Source organism: Methylobacterium sp. CM6246, from assembly GCF_054818005.1.
This window is the reverse complement of record NZ_JBTXKY010000001.1, coordinates 55804-74809: the sequence shown is the minus strand read 5'-3', so window position 1 is coordinate 74809 and position 19006 is coordinate 55804. Positions and strand designations below refer to the sequence as shown.

The 19006-nt window shown below is 70.6% G+C and carries 15 protein-coding genes; 8 read left to right on the top strand and 7 right to left on the bottom strand.

All coding sequences use genetic code 11. The features are described 5' to 3' along the window. Positions 1-18 precede the first annotated feature (18 nt). Positions 19-1008 (bottom strand): alginate O-acetyltransferase AlgX-related protein, encoded by a 990-nt coding sequence (locus ACYQPG_RS00375; RefSeq protein ID WP_461229962.1) that lies wholly within the window; start codon positions 1006-1008, stop codon positions 19-21. 183 nt (positions 1009-1191) lie between these two features. On the opposite strand from ACYQPG_RS00375, the gene ada reads away from it, so the two are divergent. Continuing rightward, a complete protein-coding gene (gene ada, locus ACYQPG_RS00370) occupies positions 1192-2256 on the top strand; it encodes a bifunctional DNA-binding transcriptional regulator/O6-methylguanine-DNA methyltransferase Ada (protein WP_419830866.1) in 1065 nt (354 codons plus the stop codon). A 45-nt stretch (positions 2257-2301) separates the two neighbouring features. Here ada and ACYQPG_RS00365 read toward each other — a convergent pair whose 3' ends face one another. Then, a complete protein-coding gene (locus ACYQPG_RS00365) occupies positions 2302-3585 on the bottom strand; it encodes a DUF5666 domain-containing protein (protein WP_461229961.1) in 1284 nt (427 codons plus the stop codon). A gap of 11 nt (positions 3586-3596) precedes the next feature. Then, on the bottom strand, positions 3597-4442 hold the full coding sequence (locus ACYQPG_RS00360; RefSeq protein WP_147909331.1) for a DUF6502 family protein: 846 nt from the start codon (positions 4440-4442) through the stop codon (positions 3597-3599). 163 nt (positions 4443-4605) lie between these two features. On the opposite strand from ACYQPG_RS00360, the gene ACYQPG_RS00355 reads away from it, so the two are divergent. Further along, positions 4606-4908: a hypothetical protein gene (locus ACYQPG_RS00355; protein WP_419830864.1), complete on the top strand. Its 303-nt coding sequence runs from the start codon at positions 4606-4608 to the stop codon at positions 4906-4908. Continuing rightward, positions 4905-5039, top strand: coding sequence for a hypothetical protein (locus tag ACYQPG_RS00350; RefSeq protein ID WP_461229960.1), 135 nt, complete (start codon positions 4905-4907; stop codon positions 5037-5039). The genes ACYQPG_RS00355 and ACYQPG_RS00350 overlap by 4 nt, the downstream gene beginning before the upstream one ends. Positions 5040-5142: 103 nt before the next feature. Here ACYQPG_RS00350 and ACYQPG_RS00345 read toward each other — a convergent pair. Then, a protein-coding gene (locus tag ACYQPG_RS00345) for an IS630 family transposase (RefSeq protein ID WP_461229959.1) occupies positions 5143-6098 on the bottom strand; the annotation gives its coding sequence in 2 pieces (ribosomal slippage) (positions 5143-5747 and positions 5747-6098; 957 coding nt in all). Between the two features lie 433 nt (positions 6099-6531). Here ACYQPG_RS00345 and ACYQPG_RS00340 point away from each other — a divergent pair. Then, positions 6532-6924, top strand: coding sequence for a hypothetical protein (locus tag ACYQPG_RS00340; RefSeq protein ID WP_461229958.1), 393 nt, complete (start codon positions 6532-6534; stop codon positions 6922-6924). On the opposite strand, the gene grpE is transcribed toward ACYQPG_RS00340, so the two are convergent. From grpE to ACYQPG_RS00325, 3 genes are all read right to left on the bottom strand, one after another. Next, positions 6925-7539 carry a nucleotide exchange factor GrpE gene (grpE, locus tag ACYQPG_RS00335; protein WP_147909334.1) on the bottom strand — a complete coding sequence of 205 codons (615 nt, stop codon included), beginning with the start codon at positions 7537-7539 and terminating at the stop codon, positions 6925-6927. 103 nt (positions 7540-7642) lie between these two features. Continuing rightward, the gene (locus ACYQPG_RS00330) at positions 7643-10435 is read right to left on the bottom strand and encodes a [protein-PII] uridylyltransferase (protein ID WP_147940505.1); all 2793 of its coding nucleotides are present in this window, start codon (positions 10433-10435) and stop codon (positions 7643-7645) included. 121 nt (positions 10436-10556) lie between these two features. Continuing rightward, a complete protein-coding gene (locus tag ACYQPG_RS00325; RefSeq protein ID WP_147909348.1) occupies positions 10557-11975 on the bottom strand; it encodes a TAXI family TRAP transporter solute-binding subunit in 1419 nt (472 codons plus the stop codon). A 155-nt stretch (positions 11976-12130) separates the two neighbouring features. On the opposite strand from ACYQPG_RS00325, the gene ACYQPG_RS00320 reads away from it, so the two are divergent. The 4 genes from ACYQPG_RS00320 to polA all read left to right on the top strand — a co-directional run bounded on the left by ACYQPG_RS00320 (position 12131) and on the right by polA (position 19001). Then, a complete protein-coding gene (locus ACYQPG_RS00320; protein WP_147909336.1) occupies positions 12131-12745 on the top strand; it encodes a regulatory protein RecX in 615 nt (204 codons plus the stop codon). A 99-nt stretch (positions 12746-12844) separates the two neighbouring features. Continuing rightward, positions 12845-14056 carry a putative DNA modification/repair radical SAM protein gene (locus ACYQPG_RS00315; RefSeq protein WP_147909337.1) on the top strand — a complete coding sequence of 404 codons (1212 nt, stop codon included), beginning with the start codon at positions 12845-12847 and terminating at the stop codon, positions 14054-14056. Then, positions 14056-15537 (top strand): UdgX family uracil-DNA binding protein, encoded by a 1482-nt coding sequence (locus ACYQPG_RS00310; protein WP_187278517.1) that lies wholly within the window; start codon positions 14056-14058, stop codon positions 15535-15537. Before ACYQPG_RS00315 ends, ACYQPG_RS00310 begins: the two co-directional genes overlap by 1 nt. Positions 15538-15836: 299 nt before the next feature. Further along, positions 15837-19001 carry a DNA polymerase I gene (gene polA, locus ACYQPG_RS00305; RefSeq protein ID WP_461229957.1) on the top strand — a complete coding sequence of 1055 codons (3165 nt, stop codon included), beginning with the start codon at positions 15837-15839 and terminating at the stop codon, positions 18999-19001. Positions 19002-19006 lie beyond the last annotated feature (5 nt).

Sequence of the window (19006 nt, the reverse complement as noted above, 5' to 3'; positions counted from 1 at the left end):
GGCTCGGCCCGGCGCCGTTCAGGCCTGGGCCGCCAGCTCGGCGCCGAACCGCTCCTGCACGTAGGCGTCCAGGGAGAAGCTGTCGTCCGGCAGCTGGGCCATGAACCGCTCGGCCACCTCGGTCAGGACGAGGTCCGGCTTCGTCCGCGCGATGTAGGACCAGTCGAGCGACGTGCTCCAGACGAAGTGCACCTCGCGGAACGTCTCGGCCAGCAGGATGGTCAGCATGTAGGGCATGACGTGCGAGAACGAGTCGCCGAACAGCGCCAGCCGGCGCGGATCGGCCGCCGTCTCGTTGCGGTAGATCACGTTGGCGCCGCCGTGCAGCGTGTGCAGCAGCCCGGCCTTCTCCCGCGCCGCGACGATCGGGCTGGCAAAGGTCCGCACGGAATCTCGCTGGATCCGGTAGGCCCGGGACGGCGCCCGGCGCGGCGGGTCGAAGGCACTGCCCAGGTCGCCGTCATGATCGACCGGGGTGAACGGCCGGTCCCGCAGATCCGCCCGCGGCTCCGTCCCGAAGGCCCGGCAGATCTCGGCGTAGGCCAGGTAGCAGCCGTCGAAGCTCCAGTGGGTATCGGTCCGGCAATAGAGGTCTGCGGCGTCCCGGGCGGCCCGCATCGGCGCGACCAGGTCGATGCAGGTCTGTCGCCAGCGCTTCCGGCGCCGCCAATCCGCGTAGAGGCCCCGCGGCCCCCGCCGCCAGGCGGGACCCATGTCCGGCTCCGTGTGGATCAGCCGATAGGCCGGCGAGACCGCGGGCGCGATGGTGATCCCGTCCAGCTGGTTGTCGTAGATCACCAGCTTGTCCGGCGCGACCACGTGGCGATACCGGATGCCGAACGCCCGCAGCCGCCGCTCCCGGTTGGACACGAGGCTCCGCCACGCCCAGATCAGATCGGCCATCGCCTCAGGCCGCTCCAACTGCCCCAGGATGTCGTTCGTCCCGGTCTTCAGGAACAGCCACGTGTCCCGCCCGACATGGATGTGATCGGTTTTGCTCGACGCCATGACGCACTCAGGAGAGGGATCGGGAATTCGGCAGCAAGGGGCGGGATGCAGGCCCGGCCGCGGGACGGCAGGGTGACGGGTGTTCGATATACCCGTCCGGCAGGTGCCGTCATGTCCGTTCCCCGCCTGCCTCTCCCCCGCCTGCCCCTCCCCAATGCGCCTGCGCCGCCGCATAGTCCCGCCATGAGCGTTCCCCCGACAGCCGATCCCGAGGAGGCCGCCCGCCGGGCGGCGCTCGCCGCTCGCGACGGGCGGGCGGACGGCACCTTCGTGTACGCGGTCCGCACGACGGGGGTGTATTGCCGCCCGAGCTGCCCGTCGCGGGCGGCCCGGCCCGAAAACGTCACCTTCCACCGCACCTGCGCGGAGGCGGAAGAAGCCGGCTTCCGGCCGTGCCGCCGCTGCCGGCCGGACGAGCCCGGTCCGTCCGTGCGCCGGGCGGAGGCCGTGGCCCGGGCCTGCCGGCTGATCGAGTCCGCCGAGACGGTGCCGCCGCTGTCCGAGCTCGCCCGCGCTGCCGGCCTGAGCGCGTACCATTTCCACCGGGTGTTCAAAGCCGCCACCGGGGTGACCCCCAAAGCCTACGCGGAGGCCCGACGGGCCGGGGCCCTCGCCGCCGCGCTGCCAAGAGCGTCAACCGTCACCGAGGCGCTCTATGATGCCGGCTATGCGACAGCGAGCCGGTTCTACGCCGGCGCCGCACAGCGGCTCGGCATGGCGCCTGCCGCCTACCGCAAGGGCGGGCTCGGCATCCGTATGCGCTTCGGCGTCGGCGCCTGCACCCTGGGAGCGATCCTGGTCGCCGCCACGGAGGCCGGCCTCTGCGCGATCCTGCTCGGCGACGACCCCGAACTTCTCGTCCGCGACCTGCAGGACCGGTTCCCGGGGGCCGAGATCGAGGGTGGCGACCCCGCGTTCGAGGCCTGGATGGCGCGGGTCATCGGGCTCGTGGAGGCGCCGGGCACCGGCCTCGACCTGCCCCTCGACATCCGCGGCACCGCCTTCCAGCAGCGCGTCTGGGCGGCCTTGCGGGCGATCCCGGTTGGATCGACCGCTACCTACGCGGACATCGCCCGCGCCATCGGGGCGCCTACATCCATGCGGGCCGTTGCCCAGGCCTGCGGGGCGAACCACCTCGCGGTGGCGATCCCGTGCCACCGGGTGGTCCGCTCGGACGGATCCCTGTCAGGCTACCGCTGGGGCGTGGACCGCAAGCGCGACCTGCTCGCGCGCGAGGCGGAAGGCTAGAGAGAAACTAAAGCCGCGGAGGTGGGATCGCATGGGCGGCAAGCCTCAGCGCCGGCCGCCGCTGGGTGGGCCGCCGAAACCGCCCGGTCCTACGCCCGGGCCACCGAATCCCCCGCCGGGACCTCCCGGGACCGCGCCGAAGCCGCCGCGCGGCCCACCGAACCCGCCGGGCCCGTCCGCGCCGGGGATGCGGCCGGCCCCGGGCCGGGTGTCGATCGCCGGGCCGTGGGAATCGCCGAGCCCCCCGAACGGGCTCTGCCGGGGGCCCGGCTCGGTGCCGAAGCGCTCGGGGACATTGCGGGGCAATTCGGGCAGGTCGGGCAGCTTCTGCAGGTCGAGGCGGTCGCGCTCCCGCTCGAAGCGTGGCGCGTCCGGCGATTGCAGGCGATCGGGCGCGATCCGGTCGTCGATCCGCAGTCGCTCCATCGTGAGCCTGCCATCCGGGGCGATGTCGGCGGTGAGGACGCCGCGCACGCTGCCCTGGCGCGGGACGCGCAGGCCTGCGCGTCCCGACACGGCGAGGCCCGAACCGAGGTCCAGACCACCGCCGGCGCGACCGATATAGGCTTCGACCGACACCGTCCTCAGGCCGGGCGGGAACGGCAGCCCGACCTGGGCGGCGTTGGTCACGGCGAAGGCGCCGGCCTCGGTGGCGCCGGTCACCAGGGCGCGCTGGCCCGGGGGCAGGACGTCGGCTCCCTTCAGGCGCAGGCCGCCGATGGAAAGGCCGCCGCCCGCGTCGCGGCGCACCGGCCCGGCGACGCGGTCGGGCCCGAAGCTGCGCGGCTCGATCAGGCTCGCCACGATCACGCCGTCCGGCCGGCGCAGGCCGCTCACGGCGACGCGGGTGCCGGGCTTCCAGTCCCCCGCCAGGTCACCGGTGGAGACCCGCTGGCCGAGCACGATCATCCGCCCGGGCGCGAGCGATTCCACCGGCCCGACCACCTCGCTGACCACGTCGATGCGGCTTGTGCCCAGGCCGCCGCGCTCCGGCCGGGCGACCACGTGCACGACCTGGCCGATCTTCAGGTCGGCCGCCTTGGCGGGCTCCCCGTCGATCTCCACCGCGACCTCGGGCGGGTAGGCGATGCGCAGGTCGTTGACGACGATCGAGCCGAAGCGGCGGATCGTGCCGATCACCCCGGTGCCGCCGATGCCGCGGTCGCCCTCGCCGAGGGCACCGTCCTTCGGCTCGTCGGTCATCTTCATGCCGGTGCCGCCGATGCCCTGGTCGCGCGGGTTTTCCTGGGGCAGGGCGGCGCCCGGCAGCAGGCTGGCGGTGCCCGCGAGCAGGCGGAGGACGAATCGGCGGTTTGGCGAGGATTGCACCGGCCGGCCTCTCAGCGCCCGTCCGTGGACCGGGCCGGCGGGGCGGCCTCGGCGTAGACGTAGAGGCCGAAGTTCCACCGGTGATCGCCGCCGGAATCGGTCTGGCAGGCGGCATGCGCCTCGCGGTTGGCCTGCTGCAGGGCCTCCATGGCGATCTCGCGGGCCCGCGCCTCGAGCTTGACCGCAAGCGCCTCGGACAGCCCGTCGTAATGCACGGCCCGCTCGAGGAAGCGCGGTTTGTCGCCGACGATGTTGGCGACACTGGCCGCGATATGGTCGTGCAGGTTGCGGCCGAAATAGTAGAGCTGCGGCTCGGCCGAACCGTCCCCGCGCGGCACGTAGGCCGCCTCGGCCAGAACGATCCGGTCCTGCGGGTCCAGGGAGGCGAGCCCGCGGTCGAGCCACTCGTCGAGCACCGCGCGGGGGCGCAAATCGCGGGTGATGCCGGAGACCAGGACCTCGAAGGACGGCGCGCCCGCATCCGCTGTCCGCGGCAGCGGCAGCGGCTGGCCCTGCGGATCGGTGAAGGCCGGGTCGGCGATCCAGCGTGCGATGATCCGGCTCGTGCGCGAGACCACGGCCGGCACGGCGCTCACCGGCGCCCCGGCCCCGCGCAGGCGCCGCACTTCCTTCCGGTGGATGCCGGTCAACAACGAGACCCGGCTGTCGGTCTGCTCCTTGCCGGGCAGAGCGAAGTCGTACTCGGCGACGTTCACGTAGAGTTCGCGCAACAGGTCGGTAAGCGCCGGGAATGTGATCCCGCGTGCTACGAGCAGGCGCACCAGCGGGCGCAGCAGCCGGGCCAGCGGCGCATGCAGGCTTGCGCCCTCCGGTTTCGTGGCGGGGGTCTCGGACATGCTCGTAGGGTTAGACGATGTGTCGTGGGAGACAATCCCACGAGGTGTGCAACCGCACCCCGGACCGCCGATTTTTCGTTGACGTGGGAATTTTACACACATAACTGAGATGCGTGGTCAAATTTCCCACGTTCTTGACGGGGCTAGGACGATGAGTGCCAAGATGCGCAGACTGACCGCCGAGGCGCTGCCGCCGCTCACGCTGCCCACGAAGGCGCCCTCTCGGCCCCGCCAATCCGATCCCGTGCCGCGGCTGCGGCGGATCGCCTGCCTCCTCACAGCGCTCGCACTGCCCGCCCTGGGGACCGCCGTCGCCGACACGGCTCACCGGGCCGGCGAGACGACGGGGTCGCAGACCGCCGCACCCGTCATCCTACGGAACGCGGCGGCTCTCCACGCCTATGGGCACCCGCACCTGCAAACGGACGCCGCGCTGAGCCGCCCACGCGTGGGTTCCCGGTCGTGAACGCCGTGTTCCGGGTCATGACCGACCGTGATCGCCAGGTGCCGAACTGCGGCGGTGCGCCGATCCTCGATCTCGCCCTCTGCCTCATCCTCTCCGTGACCGTCATCGGGCTGCTGCTGCTCGCCCTCTGAAGCCTCGCGCGACCGCCGCCCGGGCGCGGCACGCGCTCGGCTGGTGCGACGGGCAGAAGCCTCGAATACGCGGTCTGGCCCACGCAGCTAGAGCCGTGCCCTTTCAGGTTGGCTCATAGGCATCGTATCCAGCAGCGGTAAGGTAGTTTCGGCACTCATCCGGTCGGACGGCGGCGAACGCGTCCTCGATGGCGATGGTCAGGCCGGCGGCGGTCCGTGCTGCAGCCGTCCGGAGGAGGGCTTTGACCTTGGCAAAGACCTGCTCGATCGGATTGAAGTCGGGACTGTAGGGCGGGAGGTAGAGAACCCGTGCGCCGACCGCCTCGATGGCCTCGCGCACCCCGGCGACCTTGTGGGCGTTCAAATTGTCGAGGATGACGGTGTCACCGGGCCTCAGCACCGGAGCCAGGGTGTCGGTGACGTAGGCCCGGAAACGCATACCATTCGTGGCCCCATCGAAGACGGTCCTGGCGATCAGTCCCGTGGCGCGCAGGGCGGCGGTGATGGTGGTGGTCTTGTAGTGCCCGTGAGGCACGGCGATCCGGCAGCGCTGACCGCACGGAGCACGACCATAGCGGCGGACCATCTTCGTCGTGGCGGCCGTCTCGTCGAGGAAAACCAGGCGATCTGGATCCAGATCGGGTTGTCGCTCGAACCAGTCCTCGCGTGCAGCCTTCACATCCGGCCGCTCCTGCTCGGCCGCGTGGACAGCCCCTTTTTACGGGTGATCCCATGCCGGGCGAAGAAGCGCGACAAACTGCTCGTGCTCGCCCGGACGCCGCGGTCCGAGAGCCTGTCGCGCAGTTCCCGCAAGAAGGAGAGCGGGTGTTCTTCGTTGAGCCGAAGGATCAGGGCCGCCTGCGCTTCCAGACGCTGCGAGTTGCGGTCGCCGCCCATGGGCTTGGGCGCGATCTGCCCGTTCTGACGGAAGCGCTCGTACCAACGGACCGCGCTGGCCGCCCCGACCCCGAAGCGTTTGGCCGCCTGACGCCGCGATGCACCCGCTTCAATCGCAGCGACCACACGCTCGCGCAGATCCACCGACAGGGCTGAAGGCATGGCGATCCTCCATCACAAGCCCATCCAGTGAATCACACGCCAGCCAGATCGCCTACCCCGCGCGATTCAACCCGCCAGGGCACGGCTCTAATGGAGAACGCTTCGCCAGGATGGAGGGGCTGGGCATCTCCGGTTCAGCCACCGGGTCAGCCGGCTGGATACTACAACGTCAGAGATCCGACGTATTGCGGTGCCGGCAAACAGGGTTTGGGATCCGCGTCGACGCGTGCCGGTGTGAAGTACCGATTTTAGTCAACATTCGCGGCGAGCGATCTTGACGATATCGTTCCGCTCGGCCGCAATGCACGGTGTTCGGCTCCGCGAATCCATCGGCCGGCCGGGATCGTCCGCGCCAGTCGGGTCACACGGATGCCGAATGCCGCGCCGGTCCCGCCGCGTGGCGTCAGGAGGCATCACCGATGCAGGATCGGCCGTGAACGCTCCCAGCCTGACCCCCATTGCGACGGCCCTGCTGACCCTCGGTCTCACCGTCGGTGCCGCGGCTGCGCAGGAGATCGTGCCGCCCGGGCCCTCAAGCCGGGGCGCGCTCCTGATCCACGGCAATTTCTGTGGTCCGGGGAACCGCGGCCCCGGCTACGCGCCGGTCGACGCGCTCGATCTCGCTTGCGCGCATCACGATGCCTGCTGGCCGGATCCAGCTTTAGGGCTGCTGCCGGCCTGCGCCTGCAATCGACGTCTCGAAGTCGAGGCGGGTCTGGTCGCCCGCGATCCGTGGTCGCCGGTCGAGACGCGGCAGACGGCGCGGTTCATCGCGGACTTCGCGACCGCGCTGCCTTGCGCGGACGCGTCGGGGCAGATCCGCTGATCAGGCGGCGTCGGCGGGGTTCGCGGCCGCCTTGGGGCCGCCCTTGGCGACGCCGACCAGCGCCGGGCGGAGTACCCGCTCGCCGATCACGTAGCCGGTCTGCACGACCTGCACGACGGTGCCGGCCGGGACATCGGGGTTCGGCACCTCGAACATGGCCTGGTGCCGGTTCGGGTCGAACTTCTGGCCCTCCGGCTCGACGGGCTTCACCCCGTGCCGCTCCAGGGTCTTGGCCAAGTCGCGCTCGGTCAGCTCGATGCCGTCGATCAGCCCCTTGAAGGCGCCGTCCGCGGCGGCCTTCGCGTCCCCCGGGACGCTGTCGAGGGCCCGGTGGATGTTGTCGGCGACATTCAGAACGTCGCGGGCGAAGTTCGTGACCGCGTAGGCGCGCGCATCCGCGATCTCCCGCTCGGTCCGGCGGCGCAGGTTCTCCATCTCGGCCAGCGTGCGCAGCATCCGGTCCTTCAGCTCGTCGCGCTCGGCGGTGAGGAGGGCCAGGGCCTCGGCCACCGGATCGACGGACGCCGCGGCGGCGCCCGTGCCCGGCGACGTGGTCTCCTGGGCCGCGCTGGCACCGGCCTCGACCGTGGTCTGGCGCTGGTCGTCCTGGGACATGTCGTTGCTCGTCATCGCGGTTCAGTCGTCGGCAAGGAGGGGGGAGGAGAATCGAATTCGGCGCTGATATCTGGCCCGGGGCGGCCGAAATCAACCCGCACGCTCACGCCTCGCGCGGCGGCGGCGCGGCGACCAGGGCTTCCAGGCCCTCGGCCCGGAGGACGGCGACGTCGCCCGCGAACACCTCGAGCATCGCCTTGCGGATCGCCGCCTGCCGGTCGGGCTGCGTCACCCGCGTGCCGGTGAGGTCGGTGACGTAGAAGACGTCCACCGCGCGCTCGCCGAAGGTGGCCACGTGCGCCGAGGTGATGTTGAGCGACAGCCGGCCGAACGCCGTGGTCAGCTCGTAGAGCAGGCCCGGCCGGTCGAGGCCGGTCACCTCCACCACGGTCTCGCGGCTCGACAGGGCGTTGTCGATCCCGACATCCGGCGGCACCAGGAAGGTCTTGGCCTGGGCGCTGGTCGGCGGGTGCTTGTCGGCCACGAGGTCGGCGATGCGGATCTCGCCCTTCAGGGAGCGCTCGATCGCGGCCGTGATGCGCCTGCTCCGGCGCAGCTCGTCCTCGTCGCGCTCGAAGGCCCGGGAGATGAAGATCGTGTCGAGGGCGAAGCCGTCGGTGGTGGTGAAGATCTGCGCATCGACGATGTTGCTGCCGGCCGCCGCGCAGGCCCCCGTGACGATCGCGAGCAGGCGCGGGTGGTCCGGCGAGTAGATCGTGACCTCGGTCACGCCCCGCACCGGATCGAGGGCCACGTCGGTGGCGCTGGTGCGGCCCTCGCTCAGCACGTCGCGGAGGAAGACCGCGTTCTTGATCTGGCGCGGGCTGTCGACCTTCAGCCAGTAGGCTTGGCCGTGGCGCGCCGCGTAGGCGTCGAACTCATCCGAGGCCCAGCCGGGCAGCTGTTCGCGCAGGCTCATCTGGACGAGGCGCACCCGGTCGGTGCGGGCGATCTCGGAATGGCCGCCCGAGAGGAACACCTCGGTCTCGTCGTAGAGGGTGCGGACCAGGGTGCCCTTCCAGGCGGTCCAGACCCCGGGGCCGACCGCGCTGATGTCGGCCACCGTCAGGATGGTCAGGAGCTTCAGCCGCTCCAGGCTCTGCACCACCGAGGCGAATCGCTCGATCGTCTTGCCGTCCGACAGGTCGCGGCTCTGCGCGGTCATCGACATCAGCAGGTGATGCTCGACCAGCCAGGCCACGGTCTCGGTCTCGGCCTCGGTCAGCCCGAAGCGCGGGCAGAGCCGCGCGGCGATGGCCGCCCCGGCGATCGAGTGGTCCTCGGGTCGGCCCTTGGCGATGTCGTGCAGCAGGATCGCGGCGTAGAGCGCCGTGCGGTTGTGGATCGTGTGGATCAGGCGCGAGACCAGTGGGTAGGCCTCCTCGGCGCGGCCCGACTCGATGGCAGCCAGGATGCCGACGGTGCGCAGCAGGTGCTCGTCCACCGTGAAGTGGTGGTACATGTTGAACTGCATCATCGCGACGATGCGGCCGAAATCCGGGATGAAGCGACCCAGCACGCCGGCCTCGTTCATCTCGCGCAGGGCCTCCTCGGGGGCGTTGCGCGAGGTCAGGATGTCGATGAACAGCCGGTTGGCTTCCGGATCCGCCCGCAGGGTCGGGGTGATGAGCCGGCGCGACCGGTTCGCCAGGCGCTTGGCGTCCGGGTGGATCGCGAGGTTGTGGCGGTCGGCCAGCCAGAACAGGCGGATCAGGTTGACCGGGTCGCGCTCGAACGCGTCCTCGGCGCGCAGGTTCACCCGGCCGTGGTCAATCCAGAAATCCTCGGCCTCGATCGCGGTGGCGCGGAAGCGGTCGCGGAACCGGCCGATCCAGCGGTCGAGCACCGGCGTGCGCTTGGCGTGGCGCGCCTCCAGCTCGGCGCAGACGATGGCGGTGAGGTCGCCCACGTCCTTGGCGACGCGGAAATACGCCTTCATGAAGCGCTCGACCCCGGACAGGCCGCCCCGCGCCTCGTAGCCGAAGCGCTCGGCGATCCGCGGCTGCAGCCCGAAGGACAGCCGCTCCTCCGCCCGCTTGGTGACGAAGTGCATGTGGCAGCGGACCCGCCACAGGAACTCGTCGCAGCGCTCGAACAGCGCGTATTCCTCCTGGGTGAACAGGCCGGCGCCGACGAGCTCGATCTGGTCGCGCACCCGGTAGGTGTACTTGGCGATCCAGAAGAGCGTGTTCAGGTCGCGCAGGCCGCCCTTGCCGTCCTTGACGTTGGGCTCGACCAGGTAACGCGAGGTGCCCGCCTTCGAGACCCGGGCGTCGCGCTCGCGCAGCTTGGCGTCAACGAACTCGGCGGCCGAGCCGATCACCAGCTCGGCGTCGAAGCGCGTCACCAGCTCCTCGAACAGGATCCGGGTGCCGAACAGGTAGCGCGCCTCGAGGAGCGCGGTGCGGATCGTCATGTCGGCCTTCGCCTCGCGGAGGCATTCCTCCACGGAGCGGGTGGCGTGGCCGACCTTCAGCTTCAGGTCCCACAGGACGTAGAGCATCGCCTCGACGACGCTCTCCGACCACGCGGTCTGCTTGTACGGCAGCAGGAACAGCAGATCGATGTCGGAGCCCGGCGCCATCGTGCCCCGGCCGTAGCCGCCGGTGGCGACCACGGCGAGCTGCTCGCCGGTCGAGGGGTTGTCGTTGGGGTAGAGCTGCCGCACCACCGCGTCGTGGATCGTCTGCACCACGGCGTCGGTCAGGTTCGACAAGGCCTGCGCGCAGCCAAGGCCGTTGCGGTCCTGCAGAAGCTGCGCCTCCGCGGCGCGGTGGCCGTCCTCGATGACCCGGCGCAGCTCGGGCACGAGTGCGGCGCGCAGCTTGGTCGGCTCGCGGGCTTCGCGGTCGAGGTTGGCAAGGACCGTTTCGAGGGCGGCGGCGGGATCGAACATGCCCCCCGTTAGCATGATATGCCTACGCCGCCAGCCGGGCGGTGATGCACGGGACACAGTGGTCCCTCCCGACCCGCATACCATTCCGCGTCGACGCGGGCGCCGGCGCGGACGGCCACCGTTATTCCGCGGCCGGCAGGTTGAGGGCCAGCAGCCGCGCGGTGCGCCGCTTGGCAGTCGCTCCCGGCGCCGAATCGTCGGCCCGCCGCCGCGCGTCCGAGATCGCCGCGTGGACGCCGTCCACCGCCAGGATCAGCGCGCTCACGGTCCGGGCGTCGATGCTGCGCTCCCGGGCGTAGCAGACGACGTCGGCCACGAGCCCGTCCGTCTCGATCGCGATCGTGTCGAGTTCGGCCGCGCTGGTGGCGGCCCGAACCTCGCGCATGATGTCGAGCAGGCGGTCGAGCACGATGTCGATCCGCTCCCGGCGCTTGCGGGCCAGCCGCTGCCCGATCCAGGCGATGCCGGAGCCGATCGTGCCGCCGAAGAAGGCCAGCAGGTAGATGTAATCCTCGTAGCGATCCAGGAAGGTCTGCTGCTCGCGCTCGAAATAGTCGACGGCGCCGGGATGGTTCGGCAGGCGTGCCGACGTCGCCGCGACCGTGGTGTCGAAATCCGGCGCCTTCATCAGCTTGGCGGCCGGGGCCGCGGCGGCGAGCCGCGAGCGCCACTCGAACAGGTGCTGCGTCGCCGAGGCGATCGCGACCCGGCTGACCGAGCCCCGCGCCATCAGGCGGTAGGAGGCGCCGACGGTGCGGACCTCCTCGTCCGGGCGCTTCGGACGGCCGCCGAAGGTTCCGGCCGGGATCGACAGCGATTGCAATTCGGGGAAGCGCTGCAGGATCGCGTCCCCGTCCGGGATCGACACGAACCCGATCTTCCGATCGGGGGAACCCTGCTCAATGGCTCGCACCACCGCGCCCGCGATCTTCGAGGCGGGGCTGGCGATCACCGCCACCGCGTCGACGCGCTTCTCGGACAGCGCCGTCGCGACCTCACCGAGCTTCAGCGGCACCACCTGCACGTGGCCGGATGCGATCTCGGCCGCCGGCTCGGCCTCCGGCGCATCCGCACCGGGGTTGTCGGGCAGAAGGTCGTAGAAGGAGAGAAGGTTGGTGAGGAACGGCAGGTCGGCGCTGTGGCGCACGACGATCCCGAGACGCTTGCGCGCCAGCGCCGGCACGTCCTCGATCTCGGAGGCCTCCGGCGCGGCGATCACCAGGGCTTCGTCGTGCAGGATCGCCAGCGTCAGGCCGTTCTCGGGCAGGAACACGTCCGGCCGCACCACCGCGAGGTCGGCCCGGTTGCGCTGGAGCGCCAGGGCGCTGTCGCGCACGTCCGAGAAGCGGACGACCTTGAGGCGCACGTCCTCGCGGCTCCGGTCGAGGGCGTTCGCGTAGGCCTCGATCAGCGCGGCCTCGGCTCCGTCCTGGGGGCCGACCGCCACCGTCAGCGTGGTCGGCCGGGATAGATAGACGATGCCGGCCGCGACCGCGGCCAGCCCGAAGGCTACCAGAACCAGGAGCCACTCGCGGCGCATCAGGATCGTCGCCGCGGCGCGCAGGCGTCGCCGCCACGGGCCGTGGGTGAGATCGGGCGAAGGACTTTGCTGCGGACCATGGCCGAGCCTGTCGCGTTGCGCGCGTTCCATCCCCAAGTCATGGAACGCAAACCTGTCGAGATCGTGAAGAACCGGTGAAACCACCAAACGTTGCAGAGACCGGGCCACGCGGACGCCCTGCGGGAAAAGACCGCAACGCGGAGCGCCGGCCGCCCGGACCGGTCAGCGCCGCCTGGCTGCAGCGGGTCGCGCTCTACTACCTCGAACGCTACAGCGCCTCGACCGAGATGCTGCGCCGGACCCTGGCGCGGCGGGTCGACAAGCGTGCGCGGTTGCGTGGCGAGGATCCGGCCCCCTTCGCCGAGATGGTCGACGCCACCGTGGCGCGGGCGGTCTCCGCCGGCCTTGTCGACGACGTCCGCTTCGCCGACGCCCGGCTCGCCACCCTGCGCCGGCGCGGCACGTCCAGCCGGGGCGCAGCGGCGAAGCTCGCCGCCAAGGGGGTGCCCCGCGACGTGGTCGAGGCAGCGATGCAGGCCGAGCGCGAGGCGATCCCCGATGCGGAGGCCGCCGATATCGAGATTCGGGCGGCGCACGCCTACGCCAAGCGGCGGCGCCTCGGGGTGCATCGTCGGCCCGACACCAGGGCGCTCTACCGCGACCGCGACCTCGGCGCCCTGGCCCGGGCGGGTTTTTCCTACGATCTTGCCCGCCGGGTGGTGGATGCCGACCCGGACGAGCCTGATTGAGGGGCAGCACCTCGGTCATCCGTCGGGTGCGGCATCGCGGACGGGGGCCGGCGACGGGTCGGCCTTGCCTCTTGGGGCATGTGGTTCATTGTCTGTTCGATGGACGAAACGCTGGCCAAGAAACTGCGCATCCTGGCAGATGCTGCGAAGTACGATGCGTCGTGCGCCTCTTCGGCGGCGCCCAAGCGCGCGGCCGGCAAGGACGGGCTCGGCTCCACCACCGGGGCCGGCATCTGCCACGCCTACACGCCGGACGGGCGTTGCGTTTCGCTGCTGAAGATCCTGCTGACCAACTGGTGCCTGTTCGACTGCGCGTATTGCATCAACCGGCGCTCCTCGAACGTCCGGCGGGCGAAGTTCACCGTGGAGGAGGTCGTGAACCTCACCCTGAACTTCTATCGGCGCAACTACATCGAGGGCCTGTTCCTGTCCTCGGGCATCATCAAGTCGCCCGACCACACGATGGAGCTGCTGACCCGGGTGGCGAAGTCGCTCCGGCGCGACCATGGCTTTGCCGGCTACATCCACCTCAAGTCGATCCCTGAGGCGAGCCCCTGGCTGATCGAGGAGGCGGGCCTCTACGCCGACCGGCTCTCCATCAACGTGGAATTGCCGACCGAAGCGAGCCTGCAGCGGTTGGCTCCCGAGAAGGACGGCGCCGCGATCCAGAACGCGATGGCGCAGATCGGCGAGCGCATCGTCGAGGCCAAGGCCGAGAAGCGGCGCTTCTCCCCGGCCGGGCACTCGACCCAAGTGATCGTCGGGGCGGACGCCACCACCGACGAGGCCCTGATCCGCAAGAGCGCGCATCTCTACGGCAGCGTCGGGCTGAAGCGGGTCTACTACTCGGCGTTCAGCCCGATCCCGGACGGGTCGGCGATCCTGCCGCCGAAGCCGCCGCCCCTCCAGCGCGAGCACCGGCTGTACCAGGCCGACTGGCTGCTGCGGTACTACGAGTTCACCCCCGACGAGGTCGCCGACGCCTCAGAGGGCGGCATGCTCGCCCTCGACATCGACCCCAAGCTGGCCTGGGCACTCAAGCACCGCGAGAAATTCCCCGTGGACGTGAACAAGGCCGACCGGGAGTGGCTGCTGCGCGTTCCCGGTCTCGGCGCGAAGGCCGTGGACAAGATCGTGACGGCGCGCCGCCACGCGACCCTGCGCCTCGACGACGTCGCCCGCCTGACATCGGGGCTGAAGCGCGCCCGGCCGTTCCTGATCGCGGCCGACCACCGCCCGGTCGGGCTCACCGACCGAGCCGACCTGCGCGAACGGCTGGTCGAACCGGCCCGGCAGCTGAGCTTGTTCTGATGAAGGCCGGAGGTGCGTCCGACTCTTCTCCTCCTGCGGGAGGAGGGGATGCGCATTCACCGCAGAGCATCCTCCTGCGCCCGGGCGCCGATCTCACAGGTTTCCGCGATGCCGCCCGCAGGCTCGTCGCGCAAGGATTCCCGCCTGAGGCGGTGACGTGGTCGGTGACGGATTCCCCCGGCCTGTTCGGCGCCGAGACGACCCAGGCTCCGGCCGGTCCGCTCGCCCTGCCGAAAGCCGTCGCCGGCCTGATCCCCCAGGTGATCCCGCACCGCGATCCGGAGCGCTACGGGCTGCTCTACGCCCTGATCTGGCGGGTCTGCCAGGGCGAGCGACACCTGATGGAGGTCGGTAGCGACCCCCTGGTCCACCGCCTCCACCGGATGGCGAAGGCGATCGGGCGCGACCTGCACAAGATGCACGCGTTCCTGCGCTTCCGCCGCGCCGAGGATTCGGGCGGGGAGCATTTCGTGGCGTGGTTCGAGCCCGATCACCACATCCTGGAGGCGGCCGCGCCGTTCTTCGTCGCGCGTTTCCGCGGCATGCGCTGGTCGATCCTAACGCCGGACGGGTCGGCGCATTGGGATACCGACACCCTGACCTACGGGCCGCCCGGGGACCGGGCCGCGCTCCCCGAGGGCGACGGCTTCGAGGCCGGCTGGCAGACTTATTACGAGAGCACGTTCAACCCGGCGCGCACCAACCTGAAGGCCATGCGGGCGGAAATGCCCAAGAAGTATTGGCGCAACATGCCCGAGACCGCCGCGATCCCCGCCCTCGTCCGGGCGGCGGCGGGCCGGACCGAAGCCATGATCGAGAGGGAGCCGACCTTGCCCACACGCCGCGAACCCGCCCGCGCCGTCGCCGCCATGGCCGACCAGGACCCGAAGACGCTCGACGAACTGAACGCGATCATCAAGCGCACCGAGCCGCTGGTCCCGGGCGCCACGCAGGCGGTTCTCGGCGAGGGGCCGGTCGGCGCGGCGATCGCCTTCGTGGGCGAGCAGCCGGGCGACCAGGAAGACCGGCAGGGCCGCCCCTTCGTCGGTCCCGCCGGGCAACTGCTCTCGCGGGCCATGGCGGAGGCCGGGATCGACCGGGGGGCGAGCTACCTCACGAACGCGGTCAAGCACTTCAAGTTCGAGGAGCGCGGCAAGCGCCGGATCCACCAGAAGCCCACGGCCGGCGAGGTCAGCCACTACCGCTGGTGGCTCGACCGAGAACTCGACTTCGTGGCCCCGAAGCTCGTGGTGGCGCTCGGCGCCACCGCGGTGCTGGCGCTCACCGGGAAGGCGGTGCCGATCACCCGGGCGCGCGGCCCGTTCCGGTTCGACCGCTTCGACAACCGCTTTCAGGGCTTCATCACGGTCCACCCGTCTTACCTGCTGCGCCTGCCCGACGAGGCCAAAGCGGACGCCTACGCGGCGTTCGTGGACGACCTGCGCCGGGTGGAGGAGATCGGCCGCGAACTCGCGGCGTGATCGGCCATCGCGGCTGATCCCCGGCACTCGCGTTTGGACGGGGTGACTGGAGGGAGCCGACGCCTGAGCGCTGCCGCGAGGGCCCGGTATCCCGAGGTGCCGTGGCGACTGATCGCGGGAGCTGGCAGCGTCGATCACCACGGCTACGACAGCCTGACTCTGGACATCGTCTGGCTCACCGTCCACGACGAATGACCCTTTCCGATGGCGGCCTGCCGTGCCGAGCTGGATCGCACGCGCCCTGATCGCCCCGAGACGCCTTCGCCCCAGACGCCTTCGCCCATGACAGTCGAGCGCCCATGACCGTCGAGACCGCCGCCGCAAGTCCCAAGAAAGTCGGCCCGGGCGATCAGGTGATCCTGGTCGACGGCTCGTCGTTCATCTTCCGGGCCTATTTCCAGTCGATCAACCAGGACCAGAAGTACAATTCGCGTCCCTCGGACGGGCTGCCCACCGGCGCCGTGCGGCTGTTCTGCACGAAGATCGCCCAGTTCCTGCAGGAGGGCGCCGCCGGCATCATGCCGACCCATCTCGGCATCATCTTCGACAAGTCCGAGGGCTCGTTCCGCAAGGAGATGTTCCCGGACTACAAGGGCCATCGCCCGGACGCGCCGGACGACCTCAAGCGCCAGATGCCGCTGATGCGTGACGCGGTGCGGGCCTTCGGCCTGCACGCGGTGGAGCTGGTGCGCTACGAGGCGGACGACCTAATCGCCACCTATACGCGGCAGGCGGAGGCCCGGGGCGCGGGCGTCATCATCGTCTCGTCCGACAAGGACTTGATGCAGCTCGTCGGGCCGCTGGTCCGGTTCTACGACTTCGAATCGGGCTCGAAGGGCAAGGCCGGCTATCGGCCCGAGCGCAACCTCGACGTCGAGGCGATCATCGCCAAGTGGGAGGGGCTGCAGCCCAACCAGATCGGCGACGCGCTGGCGCTGATCGGCGACACCTCCGACAACGTCCCCGGCGTGCCCGGCATCGGCCTGAAGACCGCGGCGGCGCTGATCAAGGAGTTCGGCAGCCTCGAGGCGCTGCTGGAGCGGGCCGGCGAGATCAAGCAGCCCAAGCGCCGCGAGACCCTGCTGGCCAACGTCGAGCAGGCCAAGCTGTCGCGCAAGCTGGTGGCGCTGATGGAGGACGTCGCCGTCCCGGTGCCGCTGGACGACCTCACGGTGCCCAAGCCCGATCCCGAGAAGCTGGTCGGCTTCCTCAAGGCGATGGAGTTCAACACCCTGACCCGCCGCATCGCCCAGATGCTGCATGTCGACCCTGAGGCGGTAAAGCCCGATCCGGCGCTGCTGCCCGGGGCGAGGCCCCACGGCTACGGCAACGCCGGCGGCGGCGGCGGCGGCGGCGGCGACGCGGTGCCGTTCTTCGGCGATTCCGTGCCGCCCGATCCCGAAACCGCGGCGGCCGGTGCCGAGCGGCCGCCGGGCGCCGCCCCACCCGGGGGCGGCGAGGTTGATCCGTTCGCGGATCTCGACCTGCCGGACGCGCCGGCCAAGCCCCGGGCGCCGATCGAGGCGACGCCGGGCAACGTGGTCGCCGCCCGCGCCGCGGAGGCCGTAGCGCCGTTCGACACCGCCGCCTACGAGACCGTCGCGTCCCTGGAGCAGCTCGACGCCTGGATCGCCGAGGCCGAGGAGGCCGGGGTGGTCGCGGTCGATACTGAGACCGACGCGCTCGACGCGCACAAGGCCGGGCTCGTCGGCGTCTCCCTGGCCACCGCCACCGGGCGGGCCTGCTACATCCCACTGGCCCATATCCAGGCCGCGAAGGTGCAGGCCGATTCCACCGACCTGTTCGGCGAGGGCGCGGCGGCCTCCGACGTGGCCGAGCCGGTGCCCGGCCAGATCTCCCTCGACGCGGCCATCGCCCGGCTGAAGCCGTTCCTCGAGAATCTCGGGGTGCTGAAGGTCGGCCAGAACCTCAAATACGATTGGGTCGTGCTGGCCCGCTACGGCATCGAGATCGCGCCGTTCGACGATACGATGCTGATCTCCTACGTGCTCGACGCCGGCAAGGGCGGGCACGGCATGGACGAGTTGGCCCGCCGCCATCTCGGCCACCAGCCGATCACCTTCTCTGACGTGGCCGGCACGGGGCGGAACAAGGTCAGCTTCGACCGGGTGGCGATCGACAAGGCCACCGCCTACGCGGCCGAGGATGCCGACGTCACGCTCCGCCTGTGGCGGATGATGAAGCCGCGCCTCGTCGCCGAGCGGCGTGTGGCGGTCTACGAGACCCTGGAACGGCCGCTCCTGCCGGTGATCGCCCGGATGGAGCAGCGCGGCATCCGGGTCGACCGCGAGATGCTGAGCCGGCTGTCCGGAGACTTCTCGCAGATCCTGGTCCGCCTGGAGGAGGAGATCCAGGAGGATGCCGGCGAAAAGTTTTCCGTCGGCTCGCCCAAGCAGATCGGCGACATCCTGTTTGGCAAGATGGGCCTACCGGGGGCGAAGAAGACGCCCTCCGGCCAGTGGGCGACACCCGCGACCCTGCTCGAAGAACTGGCCCAGGCCGGGCACGAGCTTCCGAAAAAGATCCTGGAGTGGCGCCAGCTGTCGAAGCTGAAATCCACCTACACGGATTCGCTCCAGACCCATGCCGACCGGGAGACGGCGCGGGTCCATACCTCGTTCTCGCTGGCCGCTACCACCACGGGCCGCCTGTCCTCGTCCGAGCCGAATCTGCAGAACATCCCGATCCGCACCGAGGAGGGCCGGCGCATCCGCCGGGCCTTCGTGGCGGCGCCTGGCAACCGGCTGATCTCGGCGGATTACTCGCAGATCGAGCTGCGGCTCCTGGCCCACATGGCCGACATCCCGGAGCTGCGCAAAGCGTTCGCGGACGGCATCGACATCCACGCGGCGACCGCCTCGGCGATGTTCGGCGTGTCGCTCAAGGACATGACCCCCGACCTGCGGCGCCGGGCCAAGACCATCAACTTCGGCATCATCTACGGCATCTCGGCCTTCGGGCTGGCGGATCGCCTCGGCATCGGCCGGGAGGAGGCGTCGGCGTTCATCAAACAGTATTTCGAGCAGTTCCCGGGTATCCGAGACTACATCGACAGCACGAAGAAGATCTGCCGGGACAAGGGCTACGTCACGACGCTGTTCGGCCGGGTCTGCCACTACCCGCAGATCCGCTCCAACAACCCGTCCGAGCGCGCCAGCGTCGAGCGCCAGGCGATCAACGCCCCGATCCAGGGCTCGGCCGCCGACATCATCCGGCGCGCCATGACCCGGATGGAGACGGCCCTCGCCGCGCAGAAGCTCAAGGTCAGCATGCTGCTGCAGGTCCACGACGAGCTGGTCTTCGAGGCCGCCGAGGACGAGGTCGAGCGCGCGATCCCGATCATCCGCGGCGTGATGGAGGAGGCGCCGGCGCCGGCCCTGACGCTCCGGGTGCCGCTGGTGGTGGAGGCCAACGCGGCGGGGAACTGGCAGGAGGCGCATTGAGGTCG

What these genes read in the sequence shown, in the direction of transcription:
- ACYQPG_RS00375 (WP_461229962.1), bottom strand. Translation starts at nt 1,008, where the DNA reads ATGGCGTCGAGCAAAACCGATCACATCCATGTCGGGCGGGACACGTGG.
- ada (WP_419830866.1), top strand. Translation starts at nt 1,192, where the DNA reads ATGAGCGTTCCCCCGACAGCCGATCCCGAGGAGGCCGCCCGCCGGGCG.
- ACYQPG_RS00360 (WP_147909331.1), bottom strand. Translation starts at nt 4,442, where the DNA reads ATGTCCGAGACCCCCGCCACGAAACCGGAGGGCGCAAGCCTGCATGCG.
- ACYQPG_RS00355 (WP_419830864.1), top strand. Translation starts at nt 4,606, where the DNA reads ATGCGCAGACTGACCGCCGAGGCGCTGCCGCCGCTCACGCTGCCCACG.
- grpE (WP_147909334.1), bottom strand. Translation starts at nt 7,539, where the DNA reads ATGTCCCAGGACGACCAGCGCCAGACCACGGTCGAGGCCGGTGCCAGC.
- ACYQPG_RS00330 (WP_147940505.1), bottom strand. Translation starts at nt 10,435, where the DNA reads ATGTTCGATCCCGCCGCCGCCCTCGAAACGGTCCTTGCCAACCTCGAC.
- ACYQPG_RS00325 (WP_147909348.1), bottom strand. Translation starts at nt 11,975, where the DNA reads ATGCGCCGCGAGTGGCTCCTGGTTCTGGTAGCCTTCGGGCTGGCCGCG.
- ACYQPG_RS00315 (WP_147909337.1), top strand. Translation starts at nt 12,845, where the DNA reads ATGGACGAAACGCTGGCCAAGAAACTGCGCATCCTGGCAGATGCTGCG.
- ACYQPG_RS00310 (WP_187278517.1), top strand. Translation starts at nt 14,056, where the DNA reads ATGAAGGCCGGAGGTGCGTCCGACTCTTCTCCTCCTGCGGGAGGAGGG.
- polA (WP_461229957.1), top strand. Translation starts at nt 15,837, where the DNA reads ATGACCGTCGAGACCGCCGCCGCAAGTCCCAAGAAAGTCGGCCCGGGC.